A 22,372-nucleotide genomic window follows, 5' to 3' on the forward strand; every position below is an offset into this window, starting at 1 on the left:
AATATTTTAAATAAAAAATGTAAAAAGATAAAACCATTCGTGAACTTCTTACGTTATCTATGTGAAGTCCAAAAAATCAAAGGGGTGTTCATAAGATGAAGATGAAAAAGTCGTATCTCGCTGTTCCGCTTAGTGCCGCATTGTTGATTCCAGCAGCAGGTGTTAGTGCACATGGTCATGAGGACCATAGTAAGATGTCTCACAGTTCAGGAAAAGTCTCCCTCGATGTCTCATCTCCAGCATCGGATTTACGAGCGACACTCGATCAAATTCTATCTGAACACGCGTATCTCGCAGTCGTTGCGATGCAAAAAGGAATTGATGGTAAAGAAGATTTTGAGCAGGCAGCCGGTGCCTTGAATCAAAACACGGATGATTTATCGGCAGCTGTTGGTTCCGTCTACGGGGAAGAAGCAGGCGCTGCCTTCAAAGAAATCTGGGCGAGCCATATCGGTTACTTCGTCGATTACGTCAAAGCAACTGGTGCCAAGGACGAAGACGCGAAACAAAAAGCATTGAAAGAGCTTGATGAGTATCGTGTCGAACAGGCTGCGTTCCTCGATAAAGCAACGGAAGGACGTCTGAAGGCAGCGGATCTCGAAGCAGGACTAAAAGTCCATATCACGCAACTGTTAACATCGTTTGATAGCTACGTTGCTGGTGATTATGATGCTGCCTACAGTAATCTACGTAAAGCAATCGAGCATATGTATATGGTGGGAGAAGGGTTATCTGGTGCGATCGTCGATCAGTACCCAGATAAATTCAAAAATACGAAAGTTGATACACCAGCAGCTGATCTTCGTGCCGGACTGAACCGAAACTTCTCTGAACACGCGGCGCTTGCAGTGCTCGCGATGCAAAAAGGAATTGACGGAGCAAAAGACTTTGACGCTGCGGCTGGTGCCTTGAATCAAAATACGGATGACCTGACAGCTTCGATTGGCTCTGTTTATGGTAGCGAAGCAGCGCAACAATTCAAGAAGATTTGGTCGAGCCACATCGGCTACTTCGTCGACTATGTCAAAGCAACAGGTGCGAAAGATGATCAAGCACGCGACATGGCCGTGAAAGAACTCGATGAGTACCGTGTCGAACAGGCAGCATTCCTTGATGCAGCAACAGAAGGACGCTTGAAAGCGAAAGATTTGGAAGAAGGATTGAAGGTTCACATTGACCAACTCTTACTTGCCTTCAATAGCTACAATGAAAAAGATTACGACAAAACGTACCCAGCAATTCGCGAAGCGTACGCGCATATGTACGGCGTAGGGGAAGGAACTGCGACAGCAATCGTCGATCAGTTCCCAGATAAATTCAAAGGTGCGCCTGGAATGCCAAACACAGGTCTCGGTGGTATGCAAGAAGAAGCATCGACGACAGGTATCGTCTGGTCATTGCTTGGTATCGCAGCAGCATCGATCCTTGGATTCTTCGCACTCCGTCGTCGCCCGCAACAATAAAGGACGACCCGCTGGCAACAGCGGGTTTTCTTTTACACATCAAGCAGAAAGGAGGTAAACGACATGCGCATCATCCGATTTGTACTCCTATTCCTCGTTTGTCTGTTGCCCATATCGGTCGAAGCACATACGAGTTTAAAAAGCTCGAATCCGGCAGAGGGATCGGCATTATCTGAACCCGTCGATCGAATCCGCTTGACGTTCAGTGAGGCTGTTGAAAAAACAAGCACCTTACGTGTAGTAGACGCGAATGGCGTCGAACAGTCTCTCGCAAAACCGCTCATCATCGGAAATGAACTGAGTGCTGTCGTCTCAGAGCCTTTAACGGAAGGAAAATATACGATCAAGTGGGCATCGATTTCAGATGATGGTCATCCCGTTAAAGGAACGATTCGTTTTACGGTACTAGGTGAGGCAAAAGCTGAAACAAGCACCGTAGAAAAGGCTGAGCCGATGGAAACAAAAGCAGCAGTCGTTCCTGAAGCGGAGCCAGTTTCAAAAGGACTCGTTCCGACACTGCTCCCATGGATCGTCGGGGGACTGTTAATCAGTATCGTCATCCTTCTCTTGTTACGTCGTCGCACGACATGAGTGCGTTTCTAGGAGAACTACTCGTCTATATGGGTGGAGCGCTTTGGATGGGCTATTTGGTATTATGCTTCATCCCAAGGAAACGGAAACCGCCATTAATGGACGGTACGTCGTGGGCGGGAGCGGGACTCGGGATGCTCGTTCTTGGAACGAGCATCCCGGTCTTTGGTGCCGTTCGTTTTCTACTTTCGACGCAAACGATGACAGAAGCTCTACGAACGGGGTTACTGGAGTTGCATATCGGTCGGATGTTTCTTGTCGTTTACTTCTCTGCTTTACTCCTGTTGATTATATTCGCATGGCAAAAGCAACGGTCCATCCTGCTCGCACTCTTGACGATCCCGTTATGGATTGGCATCGCAGGAACGAGTCATGCTGCGGCGAAATACGGTGCGTTCGGATGGATGCTGCAATTTAGTCACTTATTATGTGTGACAGCTTGGATCGGTGTCGTGTTTTGGGTAGCCATCGGTGCTCGCTCGACCGCTCATTGGTCTGCCTTTTTAAGTTGGTTCAGTCCGTTTGCCCGGATTGCCTTTACGGGTGTCATCCTGTCGGGGCTCTTACTGATGCAACTGGCGATTCCACTTGAACGCTATACGAATCTCTGGGGTGTACCATACGGTCAAGCGTTGTTGCTGAAGCACCTCCTGCTGCTACCACTTTTGTTCTACGCATTCTGTAATGGAACGCTCGTAAGGCGTCGGTTGCGTTTTGACTCAACGTACGATCCGCGTCCACTACTCCGGATGGAGAGTATCATTTTAGTATTGCTGTTCATGGCGAGCGCTTCACTCAGTCGTCTGGAACAACCGACGCTAGGGCAACTACCGGTCAGTGGTCCAGCAGGGGACAGGTGGGTCTTGATGATCGGCATCGCCACGCTACCATTGCTTTTACTTGGATATCGTCGGCATGCAGTAGGTGTCTTGCTGAGTTTATTCAGCGTCAGTTTGATCTATCTTGGGTTGCTAGCGACAGGATGAGTATAAAAAACAAGGTAGCGGATCGTTCCGCTACCTTGTTTGACGTGGTCTTATTTCGTTGAAACAGCGCAATTCGTTGCTTTCGCAAGAATCTTCGAATAGGCACGTGCGCCCTTGATATTTAAATGGACACCATCTGCTTCGAAGTAAGATGGATGTTTGACGGCAACAGCATGCCAGTCGATCAGTTCGACTCTCTTCCGTTTCGATGCCTCGCGTAACATCTGATTGACCTCTGCTTCCCACGGGCGCGGGACGCGTGCAGTGACCAGATAGACGTGATCGGCATTTGCGAATTGATCGAGCAAACTGTTCAACTGATCCTTTCGGAAGCTACCGTTCGTTCCGAGGTGGAGAATGACTTGCCGTCCGTGCTGATTGTAAGCGGCATACTGCTCACTCAGCGGAATCGCTTCCCGGAGCTGTCGACCGAGTTTCGCATCAATTGTCAGTTGTTTGAGCGTACTGCCGAGATAATCTTCGACACCGAGCAAGACCGAGTCGCCGATCGCAAGCGTCGGGCGACAGATTTTTCGCTGATCGGATGTTGCTTTCGGTGTCGTCGGTTTGAGGACCGGTTTCGGTTTTTCTTTTGGCGCCGCTATTTTCTCGAAAGCAGGTTCTGGCTTTGGCGTATCGGAGACAGCAAGAATCGATAAGTTACCGATGAAGCTGACGATGAGGATCGTCAACACGGCAACACTCGTCCACTGCATCGTTGAAAACTGACGTAACTGTCGCGGATGTAAAGATAGACGTTTTAGGTAACCGGACAGTCCATGCTGACGGATCGGACGTTCGATGAAGCGATACGATGCTTCGGTCAAGGCAACAAGCACAACGACGATCAGCACGGTCCGGAACAACGAGAACGTACCGATTTGCTCGACTGGTGTCAGCAGCGTGATGACGGGAAAATGCCATAGATACAGACCGTACGATCGTTTACCGATCGCAACGAGTGCTGGATGCGCAAACCAGCGACTCCAGATCGACGCCGGGTGAGCAATTGTCGCAATCAATAGTGCAGCAAGGACGGCGACAAGGAAAAAGCCACCCCGGTATAAGAAACTGCCGAACTCACTTGTGACGATCATTAATATAAGCAAGAGTGGCAAAGTAACGGCACCTGTTTGATTCAGTAACCGGACACCGCGTTTTGGGATATCGAGCTTAAAGCGGGTCGGCTGCCACGCGAACGCGAGCAGACTCCCAATCAACAAGGCGAATAACCGAGTATCCGTGCCATAGTAGACGCGACTTGGATCTTCACCAGGTGTGAACTGAATCGCCATCGCGAGCACGGATGCACCGACCGCAACGCCGATCAATTGCAGGAACAGTCGGCGATTTTTCATTCCGAACCAAAGTAAGATCGGGAATAGCAGGTAGAACTGCTCCTCGATTGCAAGTGACCAAAGATTTTGGATCGGTGACGGTTTACCGAACGACTCGAAATACGAGACGTCATGGAAGATATACCACCAGTTCGTCCCGTAAATAAGCGCAAAGGCACTATCTTGGCGGACCGTATGCAATAGCTCGCGTTCAAAGACGGTCACGTATCCGAGAACGAGTAACAGCATGACGAATAGGGCTGGGAACAGGCGACGGAAGCGGTGAATCCAAAACCGTTTCAAGTCGAGGCGTCCGCTCGTTTGCCACTCGCGCAACAAGAGACCGGTAATCAGGTAACCGGATAGGACGAAAAAGAGATCAACACCGAGGAAACCACCGGAGAAGAATGAAACGGATAAGTGGTAGATAATGACAGATAGGACAGCGAAGGCACGCAAGCCATCAAGCCCTGGCATATATGTAATCGAACGAGACGAGGATTTCATAAAACACGAACAACTCCTTTAAAACGACAACTAATTTCTAACAGTCTTTAGTGTATCGAATTCCAATTTCAAAGAAGTGTCTAAGAAGTAACAACCTGACTAAAAAAGCACCCGACGAAAGCGTCGGATGCAGGCTTACGAAACATGTGGAAAACGACAGGTCACGATGAAGCGGTTGTCTTGTGAAGTCAACGCGACGCTCCCCCCATGACGCGCCATGATTTGTTGAACGATTGACAGACCGATACCGGAACCGCCGGAAGAACGCGATGCGTCAGATGTTCCGAAAGGTGTCAGCCATTCGTTTAGTTCCTCTAGCGTATAAGTCGACTCAATCGCATTCGAGCAGATCAGCTGGACGCCTTCTGCTTCATCTTTGATTGAAATCCGAAGGTCACCGGTTCCGTGAAGTGTCGCATTGCGAATCAGGTTCTCGAGCAAGCGCCGTAAGAGCATCGGATCGGCGATGAGAGTCGCGTGTGCAGGACCATTGACAGTAGCGGAAGTGCCAGGAAACAGTTCCAGGACTTGTTCTGTTAAGGTTACGAGATCGAGTAAGATCGGTTCGACCGGATAATCAGTGTTCGATAATTTAGCGAGCGTGAACAGTTCATCGATCCGGGCAGCGAGCGTTTCCGACTGGCGGGTGACGATCGCTAGAAGCTCCGTGCGTTCTGTCGCAGATAACGTCTCGTGTTTTTCCATCAGCCACTGAATGAATCCTTGGATTGAGGTCAGAGGCGTCCGTAAGTCATGTGAAAGACTCGTGATCAAGCGTAACTGCTGAACGAACCGCTCCTGATCACGCATCCGTAACGTCCGGAGTTCCTGTTCGATCCGTTCGATTGATTGGGCGAACAATTTGAACTCCTTCGGTCCTTTGACTGGAGGTAACGGTGCTGTTGGCGCTGGTTCGACCGTCAATCGCTCAAGCCGTCGCTCGAGTTCCCGGAACAATCCGGCAATCCAACGCGTCAACAGTAGTAAGAAGAGAATGAACAAGACGACTTGTAAAATGAAGAAGGCATTCGGATTACCGACTTGATATTCATTTAATGTTGGTTTTTCTCTTTTTACTGTCAGGAAAAAACCAGACTCATCGTTCGGTAGGGAAATGGCTTCGATATGATGCAATGTTCGTATCTTTCCTTCGTTAGAGGGATCACGTTCCGATGGCGTTTGGGCAGCGAGCAGTCGACTGGGCGTCAAATCTTCCGGATATTTGTCGGAAGCAGCGATACGACGCCCATCCGCTCCATAGACTGCCCATTCGTAAGGACCGTTCGGTGTTTGCCCTTGTTGATAGCGAGTGATGTCCTGTTTGACGTCCTGAATCGTTTGCGCTTCTGTCGTATAGTAATAACGAGGAATCGTGGTTGTGCCAATCGGTAATTGGCTAGACAACAACCAAGATAATGCAGTACTGAGGAGCGCAGCAAGCAGTAGTAAGACGAGCATCCAAACAGTTAGTTTGACCCGTCTCATGGCTCGACCTTATAACCAACGCCCCAGACCGTCTGGAGGTAGCGCGGTTCTTTTGGGACATCCTCAATTTTGTCGCGGAGCTTATGGATCAGGACCATGACAGCGTTCGACGCGGAACCGAGTGCTTCCTCCTGCCAAACCCGTTCATACAGGTCGTCAGCCGAGAAGACACGACGGGGGTGACTCAAAAAGAGCGCCAGGCAATCAAATTCACGGCGTGTCAGGGCGAGCGGTACGTCGTATTTAAAGATGACGCGTTCGTCTTCTTTGAGTGTGAACGGACCGACCTGAATCGCTGAAGCAGTAGTCGGGACATGATACTGACTGACGCGGCGCAGTAGCGCCTTGACGCGGGCGACGACTTCAAGCGGATTGAACGGTTTACCGATGTAATCGTCCGCCCCGAAGGTCAAACCTTGAATTTTATCCATGTCTTCGCGTTTCGCTGTCAGCATCAAGACGGGTAACGTGTGACCGGCAGCGCGCGCAGCTTGAACGGTCGAGAAGCCATCGCGAACGGGCATCATCACGTCGAGCAGCATCGCATCGACCGGACGCGTTGCAAGAGTCGCTAACGCTTCCTCACCATTTTCGGCTTCGATGATCTCGTACCCTTCATTGGTTAAATAGAGTCGAAGCAATTGACGGATGTCTGCTTCATCATCAACGATCAAGAGCGTGGGCATGTGTAGATTCCTCCTGTTGCACCCCCTCGAAAACATAAGCGGGGGGCAGATTGTAGAGCGTGTGCGAATAACTGTGTTCTTGGAAATAGTCCCGGAACATCTTGAACTGAAACCGGGTGTATTGAAAGGCGATGAAGTGACCGCCTGATCGTAGTAACGTTTGAAATTGTGCCAATAAATCATGCCGTAACGCTGCCGGGAACGACGCGAACGGGAGACCACTGACGATGACGTCGATCTGTCCGCTCCATGAATCGGATAATCCTTGAACGTCACCAATGAAGAGAGTGACATTCGTTTCCTGAGCCAGTAATTGTTCGAGTGCCGGGCGGAACGTTTCGCTCCGTTCACAAATCAAGAGATGTGTTTCCGGTGAACGAGCGGCCAGTAAAGCTTTTGTGATTGCCCCGTCACCTGCCCCGACTTCAAGGATCTGACGCGGACGATCGGCGACGGCGCGTCGTGCCATCATTTCAGCCAGGCGTGGACTACTCGGTGCGACGGCTCCAACACGGAGTGGTGCGTGAAGTGCTTCTTTTAAGAAATCAAACATGAAAACCCTACTTTCCGTTGAGTATATCATGTAGTATGCACGTCGTCCCTTTCGAAAACAGGACGATGTTTCTTAAGTGAATCTTAAACATATCAATGCCTGATTTTCGGCGACATGATGACCGGACAAGCCGGTATACTAAGGACAAAGGAGGGGAAGGCGATGGAACATCACACGTATTATGAAGCGCTCGTTCGCCGGGACGCGACGTACGAAGGGACGTTTTTCGTCGGCGTCAAGACGACCGGCATCTTTTGCCGTCCGACGTGTCCGGCACGAAAACCGAAAGCGGAGAACTGTGAGTTTTTTGAGACGGCGCAAGAGGCATTACTTGCCTCTTATCGACCGTGCCGTCGTTGTCATCCGCTTGCTTATCCCGGAGATCATGGTACGATTCAACGCTTGATCGAAGCGGTCGAGGCAGAACCAGACAAACGATTCAAGGAAGCCGATTTCCGAGCACTTGGTCTCGACGAATCAACGGCACGCCGTCAGTTCAAGAAACGCTTCGGGATGACGTTCGTCGCGTATGCCCGGGCACGACGGATGGGGCTTGCGATGAAGGAGATCCGGACCGGTAAGCCGATCATCGAAGGACAGTTAGCTGGAGGTTATGAATCGAGTAGTGGTTTTCGTGAGGCATCGGCACGGATTCTCGGACAAGCACCATCGCGCTTTGACGGGCAGGTCTTACGCGCGAAATGGCTTGATACACCACTCGGTTCGATGCTGGCGATTGCCGACGATCAACTCTTACATCTGCTCGAGTTCGTCGACCGACGTGGACTGGAGCGGGAAATCGAACAATTACGTTTAAAAGCGCGCGCTGTCATCGTTCCCGGGGAATCACCGGTCTTTGGACAGATCGAAGCGGAGCTCCGTCGTTACTTCAAAGGAGAGCCGGTATCGTTTCAGACGCCACTGATGCGGTACGGAACACCATTTCAACGCCGCGTCTGGGAAGAACTCGAACGGATTCCGAGTGGGGAGACGATCTCGTACCAAGAACTGGCGATCCGGATCGGTCAGCCGACCGCTGTTCGTGCCGTCGCACGGGCGAATGGAGCGAACCAACTGGCAATCGTCATTCCGTGCCACCGGGTCATTCGGACGAATGGCGATTTAGGTGGATACGCGGGTGGACTCGCACGCAAGGAAACATTGCTCAAACTGGAGCGTACACAGAGGGGACTGGATGAAGGATGAGTTTGATTAAAGATGTATTTTCACCGAGTTGGCTCGACCGCTTAGGAGCAGCGGTCGACGTACCGGATTTTCGAAGACGAGTCGAACAGAGGGACTGGAAAGAACTCGCGTTTAAGCAACGTGTCCGTCGTGTGGCGGAGACGCTAGAGACGATCTTGCCGCCGTTTCCGGACGCAGCGGGAGAACTAGAGCGACTCGCACCGCAGTTTACCGGGCTACCGGGGATCGTTTTTCCGGAGTACGTGGAACGAACGGCAGACCTTGCTGATTGGACGCTTGCGTTAGCGACACTTGCCAAGTTGACGCCGCATTCGACGTCGGAGTTCGCCGTTCGTCGCTTTTTACTTGCTGATCAGGAACGTTTCCTCAAGCAGGCCCTCCAATGGACAAAATCAGACGATGAACACGTCCGTCGTTTAGCGTCCGAAGGGACACGACCGCGTTTACCATGGGGACAAGCGATCCCGCGTCTGATTGCTGATCCGCGTCCAGCATTACCGATTCTTGACGCCTTACTACAGGATCCGTCACTCTACGTCCGAAAAAGTGTCGCCAATCACTTGAATGATATTTCAAAGACACACCCGGAATATCTAATTGAGCGAATCGAACGTCACTTAGGAACAGATCCGAGCACGGACTGGATTTTGCACCACGCCTCCCGGACGTTACTGAAGCGCGGAAACCCAGACGTGTTGCAGTTGTTCGGACACGTTACGCAAGGTGAGGTCGAGGTGACGGACTTAGTCGTCTCACCGGTGACGATTGGTCAAGAGTTACAATTTTCGTTTCAAGTGCACAGTTCCGTTGAACAACGTCTGCGTCTTGAATACGCGATCGATTACGTCAAACAACGCGGAACGAGTCGTAAGGTGTTTCAACTGCGGGAGCGGGAAGTTAAAGGTGTCTTACAAGTTGAACGACGCCAATCGTTTCGGAACATGACGACGCGTGTCCATTATCCTGGTACACATACATTAACGATTTTGATTAACGGAGAGGCTTACGCGACAGCAACGTTTGAGGTCGAGGAGGAGAGCTGAATGCAAGGACGACATCCGGATTTTACGACGTCACGACTGTTTGTTGAAGCAACGGATGAAGAATCGGGTTGCAAGTGGACGCTGCATGCGTTGCGTGAGAAAACGATTGTCGGAACGATTACCTTCACATGGAATGGATCGACCGGAAACTTACGTTACACGACGACAGATGAGGACGATCAGCACGGATACATCACAGAAGCGTTGACGTCGATTTTGTCGTATCTCGCGCGGACGTTATTACTGACGCGTGTTTACGGCGAAGCGGGCAGTGCGGCGGTCTGGCGTCGGAACGGATTTCAGTTGCAGGTGAAACGATATGAACGCGAACTCCATCACTAAAGCCCCGCCTGCTTGAGCAGGACGGGGCTTTAGTGATTAGACCGTTGTTTTGGACCAGTTGAAATGATCGCAAATCGCTTCCGCACTTTCACGTGCGCTTAACTGTTCCGTATCGAGGAAGAGGTAGTTGACGTCCGGCAATTCGCCTGGCAATGAACGTGTTCGGTAACCGTCCGCCGTTTCGCGTAAGTTCTGTTCAGAAGCAGCGAGGTCACGCTTCGTTACTTTGTGCGTCAATCGGTTTTCAGTCGTGTTTCGGTGCAGGCGAGTTGCGACCGGCGCATCGAGTTCAACGATGTAGACGTCAGCACCTGCTTGTTCGAATAACTCAACTGTCTCTTCGATGAACTCAAGACCACCGCCTTCGATGCCGAATAGACAGAGGAACGTAAACAGGACGCCTTCGAGCGAGCTGTTCGCCATTTCCTTGAACATCTCGCGCCGGATCGTATCTTTTAGGCGATGGTGTGCAGGTTCAGAGAAATCAAAATAAGGCAATAACAGATCGATTGTCTGGTGGTTATGGAAAACTTTCATCTCCGTCAACCGTTCGATTTCCTGACCGATCGTCATCTTTCCGACCGCTTGTGGACCAAGTAACAAGACAAATTTCATGGACGAACCTCATTTCCTTTTTCTGCTAAGAATAGCACATTCCGACGAGTGACATCACTAGAACGTTTGTTCGTAATTTGATATAATTCAAGTATGAAGTCCCGTCGTGTCCTTGTCTGAAGGAGGACAACCATGCAAGAACAATGGAAAGCCGTCATCGGCTATGTAGGTATATATGAAGTCTCATCACTTGGTCGCGTAAGGTCGCTCGACCGGACGATCGTGACGTGTCGCGGTGTCCAGCAACGCCGAAAAGGTGTCTTGCTCCGTCCACGGCTCAATCGGGAAGGATACCGCAAAGTCACGCTCTATCAAAATGGTCGAGGAGAGCGGATGCAAGTCGGATTGCTTGTCGCAAAAGCCTTTCTGACGACAGACGTCACGGAAGCGCGACTCGTCCGGCGCAATGGTAAACGGGCTGACGATCAGTTGTCGAACTTAGAAATTCTGCCTTCAATCGATCAGCAGTATAACGAACTACTTGGTGAGTTTGATCTTTTGTTAAATCAACATGTGACGCTATCACCGTTTCAGATTCGAACGATTCGCGTGCAGTACGAAAAAGGAAAAACGATTCGTCAATTGGCAGAGCAGTATCAGGTGACGGAGAACCGGATTCGCAACATCATCGATAAGAAGGAAGCACGTTATATCGGCTGAGACCAGAATAAAGGAGCGTTTACCAGAGATGGTAGACGCTCCTTTGATTTAAGACGATTGTTCGCCGGCACGAACGGTCTGTTGCAACGAACTGATCCGCGACTCGAGTACCGCACTATGTGTCTTCAGTTCCGTCTGCTGGGTGACGTGGTGTTGCATTTGATCACCGAGGACCTGGCTGTAGGACGAGAGTTCTGACATCAACTGCTGAACCGACTGTAGATGTTCCTGCATGTTTAACTGGACGTCTGCGACGATTTGACGCTGCTGTTCGACAGTACCCAGTGTCGTCTCGATTGTCGTCGCTTCGGTTAGCATCTGTTTTAAATGCTCCGTTGCCGTCTCGAGCTGTTGTGACGTCGAGAGAAACCGTTCCGTCATCTGCGAGAGCGCTTGTTCGACTTGATCGAGTCCTGTCGTCCACGTCTGATTGACCTGTCGGATATGGTCCGTACTCGTTCGGATATCGATCGCTAGTTTTTCGACTTCCTTGGCAACGACCGTGAAGCCGCGACCGGCTTCTCCGGCACGGGTTGCCTCAATCAGCGCGTTCAGTGACAAACGGCGTGTCTCTTCAGCAACACGCTGGATGTGCGAAATCGAGGTTTCCATCTGCTGCTGTAGGTGTGAGGTCTGTTGCAAAATCTGCTCTGTCGTCGTGGATTGTTCCTTCAACAACTGGCTTTCCTCTTGTAAGGTCTCAAGTGTCGTGTGATTCGTCTGAACAGTCTGTTGAAAACGGGTTACGGCATGTTGACTGTTCAGAAGTGTCGTTTGCATTTCGCTTAACGCATCGTGTCCTTGGGCAGTCAGACGTGTCGAAGCGACGATCGTCTGATCCATCTGCGTCGATTGCGCAAGTAAAGAACCGGCGACTTCATCGACAGCTTGGACTGATTGATCCATCGCGGATAAGCGCGAGGAAAAGTGGGGCTGGACGGATTCAAGTTCCTGACTGGCTTGTTGCATCTCCGTCGTTAAGTCATTAATTTGTTGCATCAACTGATTGTATTGAAACGTCAGCTGTTGTAACTCAAAGGTCGTCGTCTTGAGTGTTAACGGACGATACGATCGCTTCGCATGCGCTTCTTCAATCTGTAAGGCGAGTTTCGATAACGGTGCCAGTTGGCGTTGAATCCGCCAGCGGATCAAGAGGCTGATGCTGACAAGTGTGATCACACTGACCCAGACGAGTGTCCAAGCTAAATCTCGAGCGGGGGCGATTAATTTATCACGATCGGTCGTCAGCAAGATGACGTCATCGAGTTCTGGAATCGTCATCGCTACTAGAAACTGATCTTGATACGAAAAGGCATATGTACGCGCATTTTTTAAGTGCTGCAGTAGTTGTTTTCGTTTTGTCGGTTCGAGTGTCAACGGTCGGAACGCCTCACTCGTGTTCAGGCTTTGGAAGCGAACCGTGTAGTCGTCACGTGATAAGTCGGTTCGCTGTTGCTGTTGCAATCGTTTAATGGCACGTGAGCGGTCTGCTGCGTCATCCGGGTACGCCAGAAACGTTGCCCGGACATTCGCATCGAACATCGTTAATTCACGCATCAGCCGTTCCTCGGTTGCTGCGACGGATTGTTGATAGGAAGCGTAGACGCTTAGACCGCTGATCACGATCAGTCCGATGGCGACGATCGGAATCAACCATCCATTTAATTGTTGTGCCAGTAATCGTTTTTTCATAAGCATAAAAAACATCTCCTCCCGTGTACCTATCGGAAGGAGATGAAGCAACATGTATGAAGGTGTTGTACGGCTTGTGTAAAGGTCTTGTGAATCTAATTCACGTAAATTGGTAGGACAGTCGCAAGATGTGTCATAAGTGCTTGTGTCTCTTCTTTTGGTTCAGATGTGACGTAAATGATTAACGCAGCAGCAACGATGACGAAGATAGCGATGACAAGAATGATGAAGAACGGCATCTTACTTTTTCGTTTTTCAGCTTGACGATCCATGAAAGATTCCCCCTTAATGATGTAGACGATAGACATATTTGTTTGATTCCCTCTCTTCTTGTTTGAAAACCTTGGAAAAAGAGGGGAATGTGTAATCTGACGGGAATAGAGTAAATATCTGAAATGGAATGAGGAGGATGTCGTCGTGCTTACGTTGCTCAATTCATTGTTGTTGAACTTTTCCCTATTGATTGCGACATTGCTGTTCGCGTTTTTACCGCTACGACGAATCGAGCGGATCTCACCCAACTCCTCCTTACAAGTCCGACTCGCAATCGGTTGTATCGCGGGTTTGATTGGTGCGCTGTTGATTTTCAACAGTATCTCCTATGACGTCGCAAAGATTGATTTGCGTCTCGTTGCACTTGTTACGGCGTACTTTTACGGAGGGTTAGTCAGCGGTAGCATCACGATGCTGTTCATCATCGGTGCCCGATTTGCGGTGACACCGGCTGGCGAATACGAGGGGCTGATCCTGACGACCTTGATCTGTGTCGCGTTACTCGTGACAGCGACGATTTATCGTCGGTTTGCTGCTCAGCGAATGAAGGATTATCTCGTGTTGCTTGGAACAGGTATCGCATACAGCTTACCGGCGCTCTATTTATTGACGAACACGTTCGAGCGGTTTTTAGAGATTGCGCTCGTCTACATCATCGTCATCATGATTGGTGGTTACGTGACATATCGTTTCTTACAAGAGTTGCGTAAGCACTTCCTATTCGTTCATACCCAACAGGAACTGGCTTTAACAGATGGACTGACGCAGCTCGGAAACCGCCGGAAGCTGGATGAGACATTGGCTGAATATGCCCAGCACGGAACTGCCTTTTCTGTTCTCATTCTCGATCTCGATCATTTTAAATCGATCAACGATACATACGGACATGAAGGAGGGGATGTCGTCTTACGGCAACTGAGCCATCTGTTGGAGTCGTATCTTCCAGATAAGGGGATCATCGGTCGTTACGGGGGTGAGGAGTTCGTCTTCTTGTTACCGGATTTACCTTTGAAACGGGCGGAACGACTGGGGGAGCGGATTCGTTCTGCCTGCGCCGATCAACACTTCGTCTATAAGGAGCATCCCGTCTTTCATGTCACGTTATCGCTAGGTGCTGCTTCATCTGATCAGGCATCAACCGTATTTGAGACCGTCCAGAAAGCGGATTTAGCTTTATACGAGGCGAAACAAAATGGTCGGAATCGTGTCGTTTGTTACCGTGATCCGTCCCTCTGATAAAAAATACCCCGCTCGACCGACTGGTCTGGCGGGGTATTTTTTATAACAAGGAAAAGACATCGTACTGTTCAAAATCGATGAGAATGTTCGGCGCGATCAGTTGCCGGATTGTCGCTTCATCCGCCCACAGATACGCGTCATGTTCTTCCGACAGCCGGACATCAGTCTGATTCGTCGAACAGACGTACATCAAGAGAATGATTTGTCGGTCGGAGTGCGTCAGAAAGCCCGAGGCATAGAGCAGACGCTCCGGTGAAACCGTCAACTGTGTCTCTTCTTTAATCTCGCGAACAAGACTGTCGACTGGCAATTCACCGAAGTCGATCTTGCCACCCGGACATTCCCACGTGCCGCCACCGAAGTCAGCAGCAGCCCGGCGGACGATCAGGAGACGTTGCTCGTGAATGATGATGCCTTTGACGGCAGGAACGATCGCCGTCATCTGACGAGACTCCGCGATAATACGACAGGGTCGGTTCCTTCTGTTTCGACGAGGTACTGATCGCGTAGATAGATCCCGCTCTCGTCAGCAAGTCCGAAGGCACGGTCTGTGCTTTCTTCCGTAAAGGATTGCGTGAGATGAGCAGCTTCGCCCCACGTCTCATAATGGACACAGACGACCGCGTCTTTCAGTAAGGCAAGACCAGGCAAGCGAAGACGTCGGTTGTCGCGTTGGTCGATCTCTGGAATTACACATCGTTCAGGCGAAACGAGGGCACCGGCTGAAAAGCCGGCGACCGGAACACCATCTGCGAAACGCGACTGAATGATGTCACCGATCGGTGTAGCGACCAAGTATTGCTGATACAATTCGGTCTCGCCACCGGAGATGATGATGCCCTGACACTGTTTCAATTGTGCAAGTTGTTCGTCCGTTGGTGCGTCAGACAGTGGCAGATGGACGAACGACGAGATGCCATCTTCCTCTAATGGCTTCGTATAGATTGAGGCGTAGCTCGTCCAGTCCTTACCGGTCCGCGGAACGTATAGAATCGCGACCGGTCCACCATTCGTTAATGTAGCAAATCGTGTTCGTAAGTTCGGTGTAAAAGGAGGACCGCCTCCGAATAAGAATAAATGAGTACGCATGAAGTCATCCCTCCAACCAATGTAATAGAAAAAGTATAGCAGAAATCAATCAATTGGAAATGTGCTGGTAGAATGATTGTCTGCGGAACCATGTATAATGTTGTTTCCGTTCTTGAAAGAGAACAAACAGGACGAAAGCGAAAACGAGTCCGCGTCCGATCCATGGTAAGACGAGAAGACCGTAGTTCATCGCAGCAAATAGCTGGAGCAAGAAGCGAAGCTTGCTCGGATCCCGTAGATACGTAATCAGTGGGAGTTGCTGATGCGTCTGCTTGAATAATCGCAGATGAAGGAACGGACGCTTTCGGTGAGACGGCTTCGGTAAGGCACCATTCAATTCAAGGACGGTCGCCGATAAACTCGACTGTCGTTTCGTTGACAACAGGATATCCTCCGTTAATCCGTCCTCACGCCGCGACCAGTACCGGACATGAAGGGATCCGAGTAGCACCACACACAGTGCAACGACGAAGAGGACAGGGTGCGGTTGAAGCCAAAGCAGGAGTAACAGAGTGATGCGTCCGGTTGCCAGGACGAGATGACCGCTCCATTTCCGCAAGAACCGTTGTCCAGATAATCGATATGTCCAAAAGCTAAAGAATGGTTGGAGCAAAGAGAGCGCGAGACTAATCAGTAGTACTGTGATACTAGATTGGTCAAACCGGATGCTATGTAACGGAAAACAGAGTAGATGTAATCCGGCAGTCATTAGAAAAATCCTCACGAAGTGATACCGAACGGAATACCACTTCATTCGAACGATCGCTCCAGAAACCGGTTTGAAGAAGAGGCGATCTGCCGGTTCGAACCAGGCGTAAAAGGCGGGCAGGAATCCATACAGAATCCATCCGAGTAAAATCCAAGCGACCGGAACTGTTTGAACCCAGTCCGCCTGACCACTTAAGATTTGAACCGTCTCATAGATGATGAACAGACCGACTGGAATGACGAGATACAGCAAGATCGTCCAGTCGAAGATTTCTTGAAAGAAGCGACGCTGTTCCACATGCCGTCGACGGATCCGTTGCTTCAAAAAGGTTTCAATCATGTTCGAGCACCATCGCTTCCATGATGTCAAATAAGCGGGCACCTGGCTGACCAGAGGCTTCACCGATTTGAGCAAGTGTTCCTTGATGTTTGATGCGTCCCTGATCAATCCAGACGAAGTCGTCACACAGACGTTCCGCGGAATCAAGGACGTGGGTGACGAGCAGAATCGCTACGCCACGCGTTCGTTCTGCTTCGAGTACATGCAATAACCGAATCGTTGCGACCGCGTCGAGACCAACGAACGGTTCATCGAGGATCAGGCAGTCCGCGCGTTGCATCAAGGCACAGACGAGCATCACCTTCTGTTTCATTCCTTTAGAGAAAGAGGACACATAGTCATTTGTGACAGCATGCAGTTCGAACGTCTTTAAGAGTCGTTCTGTATAGGCATGATCCGTCTCGTGGAGCGAGGCGACCAGCTCAAGGTGCTCGGCGAGCGTCAAATATTCATAATAGGTTGGCTGTTCCGGAATATAGGCAAGTGAGACCGGTAAATCAATCTCTCCTTCGACCCACGGTAGCGTACCGAACATCGCTTGAATCGTCGTACTTTTTCCTGCACCGTTCGTACCGATCAAACCGGTGATGGATCCAGGCTGTAAAGCAAACGCAATCTCTTGTAAGACGGGCTGACCTACGTCATAACCGGCTTGTTGAATGGATACATGCATGTGAAACATCTCCTTTCACTACATTTACTGATAGAAGGGGAAAAATGTTTCACAGCAACAGAAATCAGCAGAACCATAGTAAAAAATGTAACAGGTTAAAAATAACAAATGGGCTATAATGGAAATATCAATTTTAGAGGATGATTACGATGCAAACAGTCGAGCGAATTTATTTTCGGGAATCCGGCATGGGGAGAGGACAGACGTTTTGGTGGGACCGTGCAAGTCAGACGGTTCGTGCGGAAGATGAGGAAGAATTATTAGGTCCATGGTATCCGAAGGGTCTCCGATATCTAGAGGAAGAAGACCATCCATTATTCAGAACGCTGACGGAAGAGGACATTTATCTAATTGACATGTGGTCGGATTGGTTTAATGCCGAGAAATGGTGGGGGTACGAAGATCCTGAAAGTCTTACGATAATGGACGGAACGGCCTGGGAAATTCATGTGACGACAGAAAATGGTACAGAAAAAGTGTCACGCTCAAACGTTTTTCCGCCAGGATGGAGGATGATTCGGGAACTTTTATACGGTTATTATGACGCGGGGAGTAACCGAAAAGACGAGAAAGTGGAGAGTGAACAATGAAACGAGCCCTATTGTATCTGATTCCGTTTGCGTGGCTGGGACCTTACCTCGATTGGAAAGTGGGTTCGATATTAGGGTATGCCTTATTTTTGTTTGGACTCGGTGTTCTATCATATTCACTTGCGCGTAGTGGAAAACCGAAATACATCGTCATCGGCAACATGGTGTCGTTTGCGATTTCGTACGGGATCGCACTCAGTGTAGGGGAAGGATACGGCGAAGGATATTTCAAACCATTAACGGCTAGTCAACTGGTTCTTGGAGTCAGCGTCTTGAATCTGGTCGTGCAAATACCGATTGTGATGAATGCGATTCAAAACAAAGTGATGAAAAAGGAGTTAGAAGGACATGACGGATGAGAGTCAGCAGTTACTTGAGGCAATTCAGCGAATCCTAGAACGACAATCATCACTCGACTTAATTGATATCTACCAGCGCGTCAGACAAGCAGAACATTTGGATCTATCACGCTTTACATCAGAAGCAGGACTCGAGGCACGCATTCGAAAATTGATCTACCTGCATGCGAGCGAGTGTGAATTGTACCAGGGGGAGCAGGACCTTTTTTACAGTGAGACCGGAAAAGGAACAGGACGCTGGGGACTACGATAAAAAAACGCTACGCAGCGAGTGCGTAGCGATTAGATCACACGAGTCCCAAGATCTCGACTTCGACCAAGGCACCTTTTGGTAGTTCCTTCACAGCGATACAAGACCGTGCCGGGAAGTGATTGTGCGGTGCGAAGTAATCGGAGTAGATTGTATTAAAAGAAGCGAAGTGTTCCATGCTCGTTAAGTAGCATGTTGTCTTGACGACGCGGTCAGGTGTCAGTCCTGCCTCTTTCAGGATGGCATCGACGTTTCGCATGACTTGTTCCGTCTGCTCCGTGATACCACCTGGTACGAGTTCACCCGTTGCCGGATCAATCGGGATTTGACCGGAAGCATAGAGTGTTCCGTTTGCGATAAAGCCTTGCGAGTAAGGGCCAATCGCTGCAGGGGCGTTCGTTGTGTCAATCTGTTTGAATGTAGACATGAAAAGAACCTCCTCTTATAAAATACATATGTACGACACCGAGTGATTCGACTCGGATATCCCTCAACCCTTCAAAGGAGTGAATTGATATGCCACTTTATCATAAATTAGTTCGAGACGCGATTCCAAACATCATCGACCAAAACGGGAAAAAAGCGACGTTCCGAACGCTGGATGAAAATGAATTCCTAGTGGAAGCGAAAAAGAAATTACATGAAGAACTGGCTGAATACGAGGAAGCAACGACAGACGCAGACGCTGTCGAGGAATTAGCCGACTTACTGGAGCTCATTCAAGCATTAGCGAAGACACATGGCGTGACAGTCGAGGAACTGGAAGCTGTTCGGGCGAAGAAACATCAACAGCGCGGGGGATTCGAAGAACGTCTTTACTTGATCGAGGTTGAAGATTGATCCCGGAAGCGAAGCTGACGACGCATCACTTATATGACTCACTCGTCGAAGCCATTGATCAGGCAGAGGAAGTCTATATCGTCGCAGCGTTTGCTCAGAAGTCAGGCGTCGCTTTACTCGTTCCGGCGTTTCGTCGTGCCTTGCAACGAGGAGCCGAGATTCGGCTGTTGATTGGCGACTATCTACATATCACCGATCCAGAAGCATTGGCGCAGTTGCTTGCGCTTGATGGATTGTCAGTTCGCTTTTATCGGTCAGGCGGACGCTCTTTCCATCCGAAAGCGTATCTGTTTCGAAATGCAGAGACTGGCTTATCAATCGTTGGTTCGTCGAACATCTCGAATAGTGCGCTTCGATCCGGTATCGAATGGAACGTTCATCTACCGCAAGCTGTCGCACCACAAATCCTTGATGACGCGATTGATGCCTTCATGGACCTTTACCTTAGCGAATCAGCAGAAGAACTGAACCCAATTGTTTTAGAGGCCTATCGTCAAGAGTACGCGGCACGTCAATATGTCGCGGAACCAGAAGTCGAGTACGACGAAAGAACCGTTGTTGTTGCGCCAGAAATTCTGCCACACCGAGTGCAGGAAGAAGCGCTCCAAGCGTTACGGGAAACGATGGAAGAAGGACGGACACGGGCGTTGGCAGTGCTCGCGACTGGACTAGGAAAGACCTATCTCAGTGCGTTCTTTGCGGGAGATTTTACGCGAGTCCTGTTTCTGGCACATCAAAAAGAACTATTACTGCAAGCAGAGCGTTCGTTTCAAAAAGTCAATCCAGCGTGGCAGACCGGCTTTTATATCGGCAGTGACCGGACTGTCACGGAGACGACTGAGATTGTCTTCGCATCCGTCCAGACGCTGGCACAAAAGCGTCACTTGGAGCGCTTTTCACATGATCAATTTGATCTCATCATTGTCGACGAGTTCCATCACGCGGCAGCGACGAGTTACCGGAAGATCATTGATCATTTCACACCCCGTTTCCTGCTCGGTCTGACGGCGACACCAGATCGAATGGACGGTGCCGATGTCTACGCGATCTGTCACCATAACGTTGCGTTCCAGATGCACTTCACGGCAGCGATTGCTGAAGGCTTTTTGACGCCGTTTCATTATTACGGTATTCATGACACGATCGACTATTCCCAGATTCGACGAATCGGTCGGACGTATGATGCGTCGCAGCTCGAGCATCGACAACTTGATCGTGAAGTCGCCGATAATATCTATCATTCATGGGAGAAACATCGACAAACGAAGACAATCGGCTTTTGTTCGTCAATCAAGCAGGCAGAATATCTGGCGCAAGTATTCCGGGATAAAGGAGCGACGGCATTTGCGCTGACAGGGCAGACGACGAATCGTGCAAAGTACATGCAAGCATTCGAGCAAGGCGAGATTGACGTTCTCTTTACCGTCGATCTGTTTAACGAAGGTGTCGATATTCCGAAAGTCGACACACTGCTGTTCTGTCGTCCGACTGAATCCGTCGCTATCTATACGCAACAAATCGGACGCGGTTTACGCTTGGCACAGGACAAATCGCACTGCGTCATCATTGACTTGATTGGGAACTATCGCAACGTCGAGACGAAGCTGAAGCTGCTCGGAACGATGAAAGAGTCGTTCAAGCGAGGGGAAACAGAACCGATTACGCCACCACCCGGCTGTGTGATTGAGTTCGATACGCAGGCACTGGAATTGATTCATCGACTCCGGCAACCAAGTCAGCGGAAGTCACGATTGATCGAGCAATACGAGCAAATCAAATACGAACTCGGTCGTCGACCATCGTATGTTGAAATCGGTGAGTATGCAGCAGTTCCGCAAGGCTATAAACAGGAGTGGGGTTCTTACGTTGGTTTCTTGAAAGAGCATCAGGAGTTATCAGACGAAGAAATAGAAGCGTATGAAACAAATCGCGAATTGATTGAGCAGGTCGAAAAAACGATTATGAACCGAAGTTATAAGATGATCGTCTTGCTGGCGATGCTTGAGCGGGGAGAAGAGCACTGGATGGAGCCGATTACGGCCGAAGAAGTTGCGCCGTTCTTTTATGAGTATTTACATGCGGAGAAGTATCGGGAGTTGAAGGATGCGCAAGGTAAAGTATTTGAGAATGGTTATAATGAATCAAAAATAGGAGCATTGTTGATTAAACAACCTTTTTCAAAAATGGGATATCCATTCGAATACAATGAGAATAAAAAAACTTTATCAATTCAAACGAATCTTACTATAAACAGTATAAATATAAAAATATGGATAAAAGATATTGTGTTATACCGAATAAATAATTATTTTCTAAAAATATGTAAAGATGATAAAATAGAAATATATGTATTTGGATTTTCTTTATTGATTCTGTCTGTAATAAATAACTCATAAGGGGGATTTTAAAAGTGAAGATATTAGAAAGAGAAACCATAGTCAAAATGATGAATGATAGATATGAATATGATCTTCAAATCATGCCACAGAAGAAAATTATGTACCATGGTTTAACGACAAGTGGCAAATCAGTCACTTTATGTACTCCAGAAACTAAAATACACAATGAAGAACATGGCTGGTTCGACTTATCTATGAAGCAAGTTGAAATTTTAGATCGTTCAGATATAGCTATGATGGTCGTTCGAGTCGAAGGGAACAAAGCATATTTTGTGGAATTTAAAAATTTGCGAAGACTAATGACTAAAGATATTACGTTAGATTATTCGAACGATGAAAAATGGAGATTTTATATCTGGGAAGACTATATTAAAGTGCGTGGAAATGATGAAAAGTTTTATGTAGTTGGTGAATCAGTTAAGTAAGCAAGCATAAGATCATTAAAA

26 protein-coding genes are annotated in these 22,372 nt (G+C 49.1%); 14 read left to right on the forward strand and 12 right to left on the reverse strand.

Features of this window, described 5'->3' with window-relative positions; translation table 11 throughout:
• Nucleotides 1-95: 95 nt before the first annotated feature.
• From AC3B4V_RS10035 to AC3B4V_RS10045, 3 genes are all read left to right on the forward strand, one after another.
• A complete protein-coding gene (locus AC3B4V_RS10035; protein WP_050676874.1) occupies nt 96-1,463 on the forward strand; it encodes a hypothetical protein in 1,368 nt (455 codons plus the stop codon).
• 63 nt (nt 1,464-1,526) lie between these two features.
• Nucleotides 1,527-2,054 carry a copper resistance CopC family protein gene (locus tag AC3B4V_RS10040; protein WP_064300536.1) on the forward strand — a complete coding sequence of 176 codons (528 nt, stop codon included), beginning with the start codon at nt 1,527-1,529 and terminating at the stop codon, nt 2,052-2,054.
• A complete protein-coding gene (locus AC3B4V_RS10045) occupies nt 2,051-3,040 on the forward strand; it encodes a copper resistance D family protein (protein WP_488378313.1) in 990 nt (329 codons plus the stop codon). Before AC3B4V_RS10040 ends, AC3B4V_RS10045 begins: the two co-directional genes overlap by 4 nt.
• 50 nt (nt 3,041-3,090) lie before the next feature.
• On the opposite strand, the gene AC3B4V_RS10050 is transcribed toward AC3B4V_RS10045, so the two are convergent.
• The 4 genes from AC3B4V_RS10050 to AC3B4V_RS10065 form a co-directional block, all read right to left on the reverse strand.
• Nucleotides 3,091-4,884 (reverse strand): acyltransferase family protein, encoded by a 1,794-nt coding sequence (locus AC3B4V_RS10050; RefSeq protein WP_488378314.1) that lies wholly within the window; start codon nt 4,882-4,884, stop codon nt 3,091-3,093.
• Between the two features lie 135 nt (nt 4,885-5,019).
• Nucleotides 5,020-6,369 (reverse strand): sensor histidine kinase, encoded by a 1,350-nt coding sequence (locus AC3B4V_RS10055; RefSeq protein WP_488378315.1) that lies wholly within the window; start codon nt 6,367-6,369, stop codon nt 5,020-5,022.
• Entirely contained in the window at nt 6,366-7,055 is a 690-nt protein-coding gene (locus tag AC3B4V_RS10060; RefSeq protein WP_488378316.1) for a response regulator transcription factor, read from the reverse strand. Before AC3B4V_RS10060 ends, AC3B4V_RS10055 begins: the two co-directional genes overlap by 4 nt.
• Complete coding sequence (locus AC3B4V_RS10065; RefSeq protein WP_069940202.1) at nt 7,033-7,608, reverse strand: class I SAM-dependent methyltransferase; 576 nt, start codon at nt 7,606-7,608, stop codon at nt 7,033-7,035. Before AC3B4V_RS10065 ends, AC3B4V_RS10060 begins: the two co-directional genes overlap by 23 nt.
• Before the next feature lie 162 nt (nt 7,609-7,770).
• On the opposite strand from AC3B4V_RS10065, the gene AC3B4V_RS10070 reads away from it, so the two are divergent.
• The 3 genes from AC3B4V_RS10070 to AC3B4V_RS10080 are packed head-to-tail and all read left to right on the forward strand — an operon-like array spanning nt 7,771 to nt 10,199.
• Nucleotides 7,771-8,814, forward strand: a complete 1,044-nt coding sequence (locus AC3B4V_RS10070) for a bifunctional transcriptional activator/DNA repair enzyme AdaA (protein ID WP_214858720.1) — start codon at nt 7,771-7,773, stop codon at nt 8,812-8,814.
• Nucleotides 8,811-9,857, forward strand: coding sequence for a DNA alkylation repair protein (locus AC3B4V_RS10075; protein ID WP_488378317.1), 1,047 nt, complete (start codon nt 8,811-8,813; stop codon nt 9,855-9,857). Before AC3B4V_RS10070 ends, AC3B4V_RS10075 begins: the two co-directional genes overlap by 4 nt.
• Nucleotides 9,858-10,199 carry a GNAT family N-acetyltransferase gene (locus AC3B4V_RS10080; protein ID WP_488378318.1) on the forward strand — a complete coding sequence of 114 codons (342 nt, stop codon included), beginning with the start codon at nt 9,858-9,860 and terminating at the stop codon, nt 10,197-10,199.
• 36 nt (nt 10,200-10,235) lie between these two features.
• On the opposite strand, the gene AC3B4V_RS10085 is transcribed toward AC3B4V_RS10080, so the two are convergent.
• Complete coding sequence (locus tag AC3B4V_RS10085; RefSeq protein WP_488378319.1) at nt 10,236-10,814, reverse strand: shikimate kinase; 579 nt, start codon at nt 10,812-10,814, stop codon at nt 10,236-10,238.
• Between the two features lie 132 nt (nt 10,815-10,946).
• Between AC3B4V_RS10085 and AC3B4V_RS10090 the strand changes: the two genes are divergently transcribed.
• On the forward strand, nt 10,947-11,474 hold the full coding sequence (locus AC3B4V_RS10090) for an NUMOD4 domain-containing protein (RefSeq protein WP_488378320.1): 528 nt from the start codon (nt 10,947-10,949) through the stop codon (nt 11,472-11,474).
• A gap of 48 nt (nt 11,475-11,522) precedes the next feature.
• On the opposite strand, the gene AC3B4V_RS10095 is transcribed toward AC3B4V_RS10090, so the two are convergent.
• Nucleotides 11,523-13,172, reverse strand: a complete 1,650-nt coding sequence (locus AC3B4V_RS10095; RefSeq protein ID WP_488378321.1) for a methyl-accepting chemotaxis protein — start codon at nt 13,170-13,172, stop codon at nt 11,523-11,525.
• 89 nt (nt 13,173-13,261) lie between these two features.
• Nucleotides 13,262-13,438, reverse strand: coding sequence for a hypothetical protein (locus tag AC3B4V_RS10100; RefSeq protein ID WP_023466867.1), 177 nt, complete (start codon nt 13,436-13,438; stop codon nt 13,262-13,264).
• Between the two features lie 145 nt (nt 13,439-13,583).
• Here AC3B4V_RS10100 and AC3B4V_RS10105 point away from each other — a divergent pair, with 145 nt between their 5' ends.
• Nucleotides 13,584-14,675, forward strand: coding sequence for a GGDEF domain-containing protein (locus tag AC3B4V_RS10105; protein ID WP_488378322.1), 1,092 nt, complete (start codon nt 13,584-13,586; stop codon nt 14,673-14,675).
• Between the two features lie 43 nt (nt 14,676-14,718).
• Here the strand turns inward: AC3B4V_RS10105 and AC3B4V_RS10110 are convergent, their stop codons facing one another.
• The 4 genes from AC3B4V_RS10110 to AC3B4V_RS10125 are packed head-to-tail and all read right to left on the reverse strand — an operon-like array spanning nt 14,719 to nt 17,488.
• Nucleotides 14,719-15,120, reverse strand: a complete 402-nt coding sequence (locus AC3B4V_RS10110; RefSeq protein ID WP_488378323.1) for an NUDIX hydrolase — start codon at nt 15,118-15,120, stop codon at nt 14,719-14,721.
• Complete coding sequence (locus AC3B4V_RS10115; protein ID WP_488378324.1) at nt 15,117-15,767, reverse strand: Type 1 glutamine amidotransferase-like domain-containing protein; 651 nt, start codon at nt 15,765-15,767, stop codon at nt 15,117-15,119. Before AC3B4V_RS10115 ends, AC3B4V_RS10110 begins: the two co-directional genes overlap by 4 nt.
• A 49-nt stretch (nt 15,768-15,816) precedes the next feature.
• A complete protein-coding gene (locus AC3B4V_RS10120) occupies nt 15,817-16,815 on the reverse strand; it encodes an ABC transporter permease (RefSeq protein WP_488378325.1) in 999 nt (332 codons plus the stop codon).
• Nucleotides 16,808-17,488, reverse strand: coding sequence for an ABC transporter ATP-binding protein (locus tag AC3B4V_RS10125; protein WP_488378326.1), 681 nt, complete (start codon nt 17,486-17,488; stop codon nt 16,808-16,810). Before AC3B4V_RS10125 ends, AC3B4V_RS10120 begins: the two co-directional genes overlap by 8 nt.
• 140 nt (nt 17,489-17,628) lie before the next feature.
• On the opposite strand from AC3B4V_RS10125, the gene AC3B4V_RS10130 reads away from it, so the two are divergent.
• Genes AC3B4V_RS10130 through AC3B4V_RS10140 form a run of 3 tightly spaced genes read left to right on the forward strand, consistent with a single transcriptional unit; the run spans nt 17,629 to nt 18,690 of the window.
• Entirely contained in the window at nt 17,629-18,078 is a 450-nt protein-coding gene (locus tag AC3B4V_RS10130; RefSeq protein WP_488378327.1) for a hypothetical protein, read from the forward strand.
• Nucleotides 18,075-18,437: a hypothetical protein gene (locus AC3B4V_RS10135; RefSeq protein WP_488378328.1), complete on the forward strand. Its 363-nt coding sequence runs from the start codon at nt 18,075-18,077 to the stop codon at nt 18,435-18,437. The genes AC3B4V_RS10130 and AC3B4V_RS10135 overlap by 4 nt, the downstream gene beginning before the upstream one ends.
• Nucleotides 18,427-18,690, forward strand: a complete 264-nt coding sequence (locus tag AC3B4V_RS10140; protein ID WP_488378329.1) for a hypothetical protein — start codon at nt 18,427-18,429, stop codon at nt 18,688-18,690. The genes AC3B4V_RS10135 and AC3B4V_RS10140 overlap by 11 nt, the downstream gene beginning before the upstream one ends.
• A gap of 34 nt (nt 18,691-18,724) precedes the next feature.
• Here the strand turns inward: AC3B4V_RS10140 and AC3B4V_RS10145 are convergent, their stop codons facing one another.
• Entirely contained in the window at nt 18,725-19,114 is a 390-nt protein-coding gene (locus AC3B4V_RS10145) for a RidA family protein (RefSeq protein WP_047391772.1), read from the reverse strand.
• 89 nt (nt 19,115-19,203) lie between these two features.
• Here AC3B4V_RS10145 and AC3B4V_RS10150 point away from each other — a divergent pair, with 89 nt between their 5' ends.
• The 3 genes from AC3B4V_RS10150 to AC3B4V_RS10160 are packed head-to-tail and all read left to right on the forward strand — an operon-like array spanning nt 19,204 to nt 22,351.
• A complete protein-coding gene (locus AC3B4V_RS10150) occupies nt 19,204-19,527 on the forward strand; it encodes a pyrophosphohydrolase domain-containing protein (RefSeq protein ID WP_488378330.1) in 324 nt (107 codons plus the stop codon).
• Entirely contained in the window at nt 19,524-21,923 is a 2,400-nt protein-coding gene (locus AC3B4V_RS10155) for a DEAD/DEAH box helicase family protein (protein WP_488378331.1), read from the forward strand. The genes AC3B4V_RS10150 and AC3B4V_RS10155 overlap by 4 nt, the downstream gene beginning before the upstream one ends.
• Nucleotides 21,924-21,937: 14 nt before the next feature.
• Nucleotides 21,938-22,351 (forward strand): hypothetical protein, encoded by a 414-nt coding sequence (locus tag AC3B4V_RS10160; RefSeq protein WP_488378332.1) that lies wholly within the window; start codon nt 21,938-21,940, stop codon nt 22,349-22,351.
• Nucleotides 22,352-22,372 lie beyond the last annotated feature (21 nt).

It is taken from the genome of Exiguobacterium sp. E17S, from assembly GCF_057772545.1.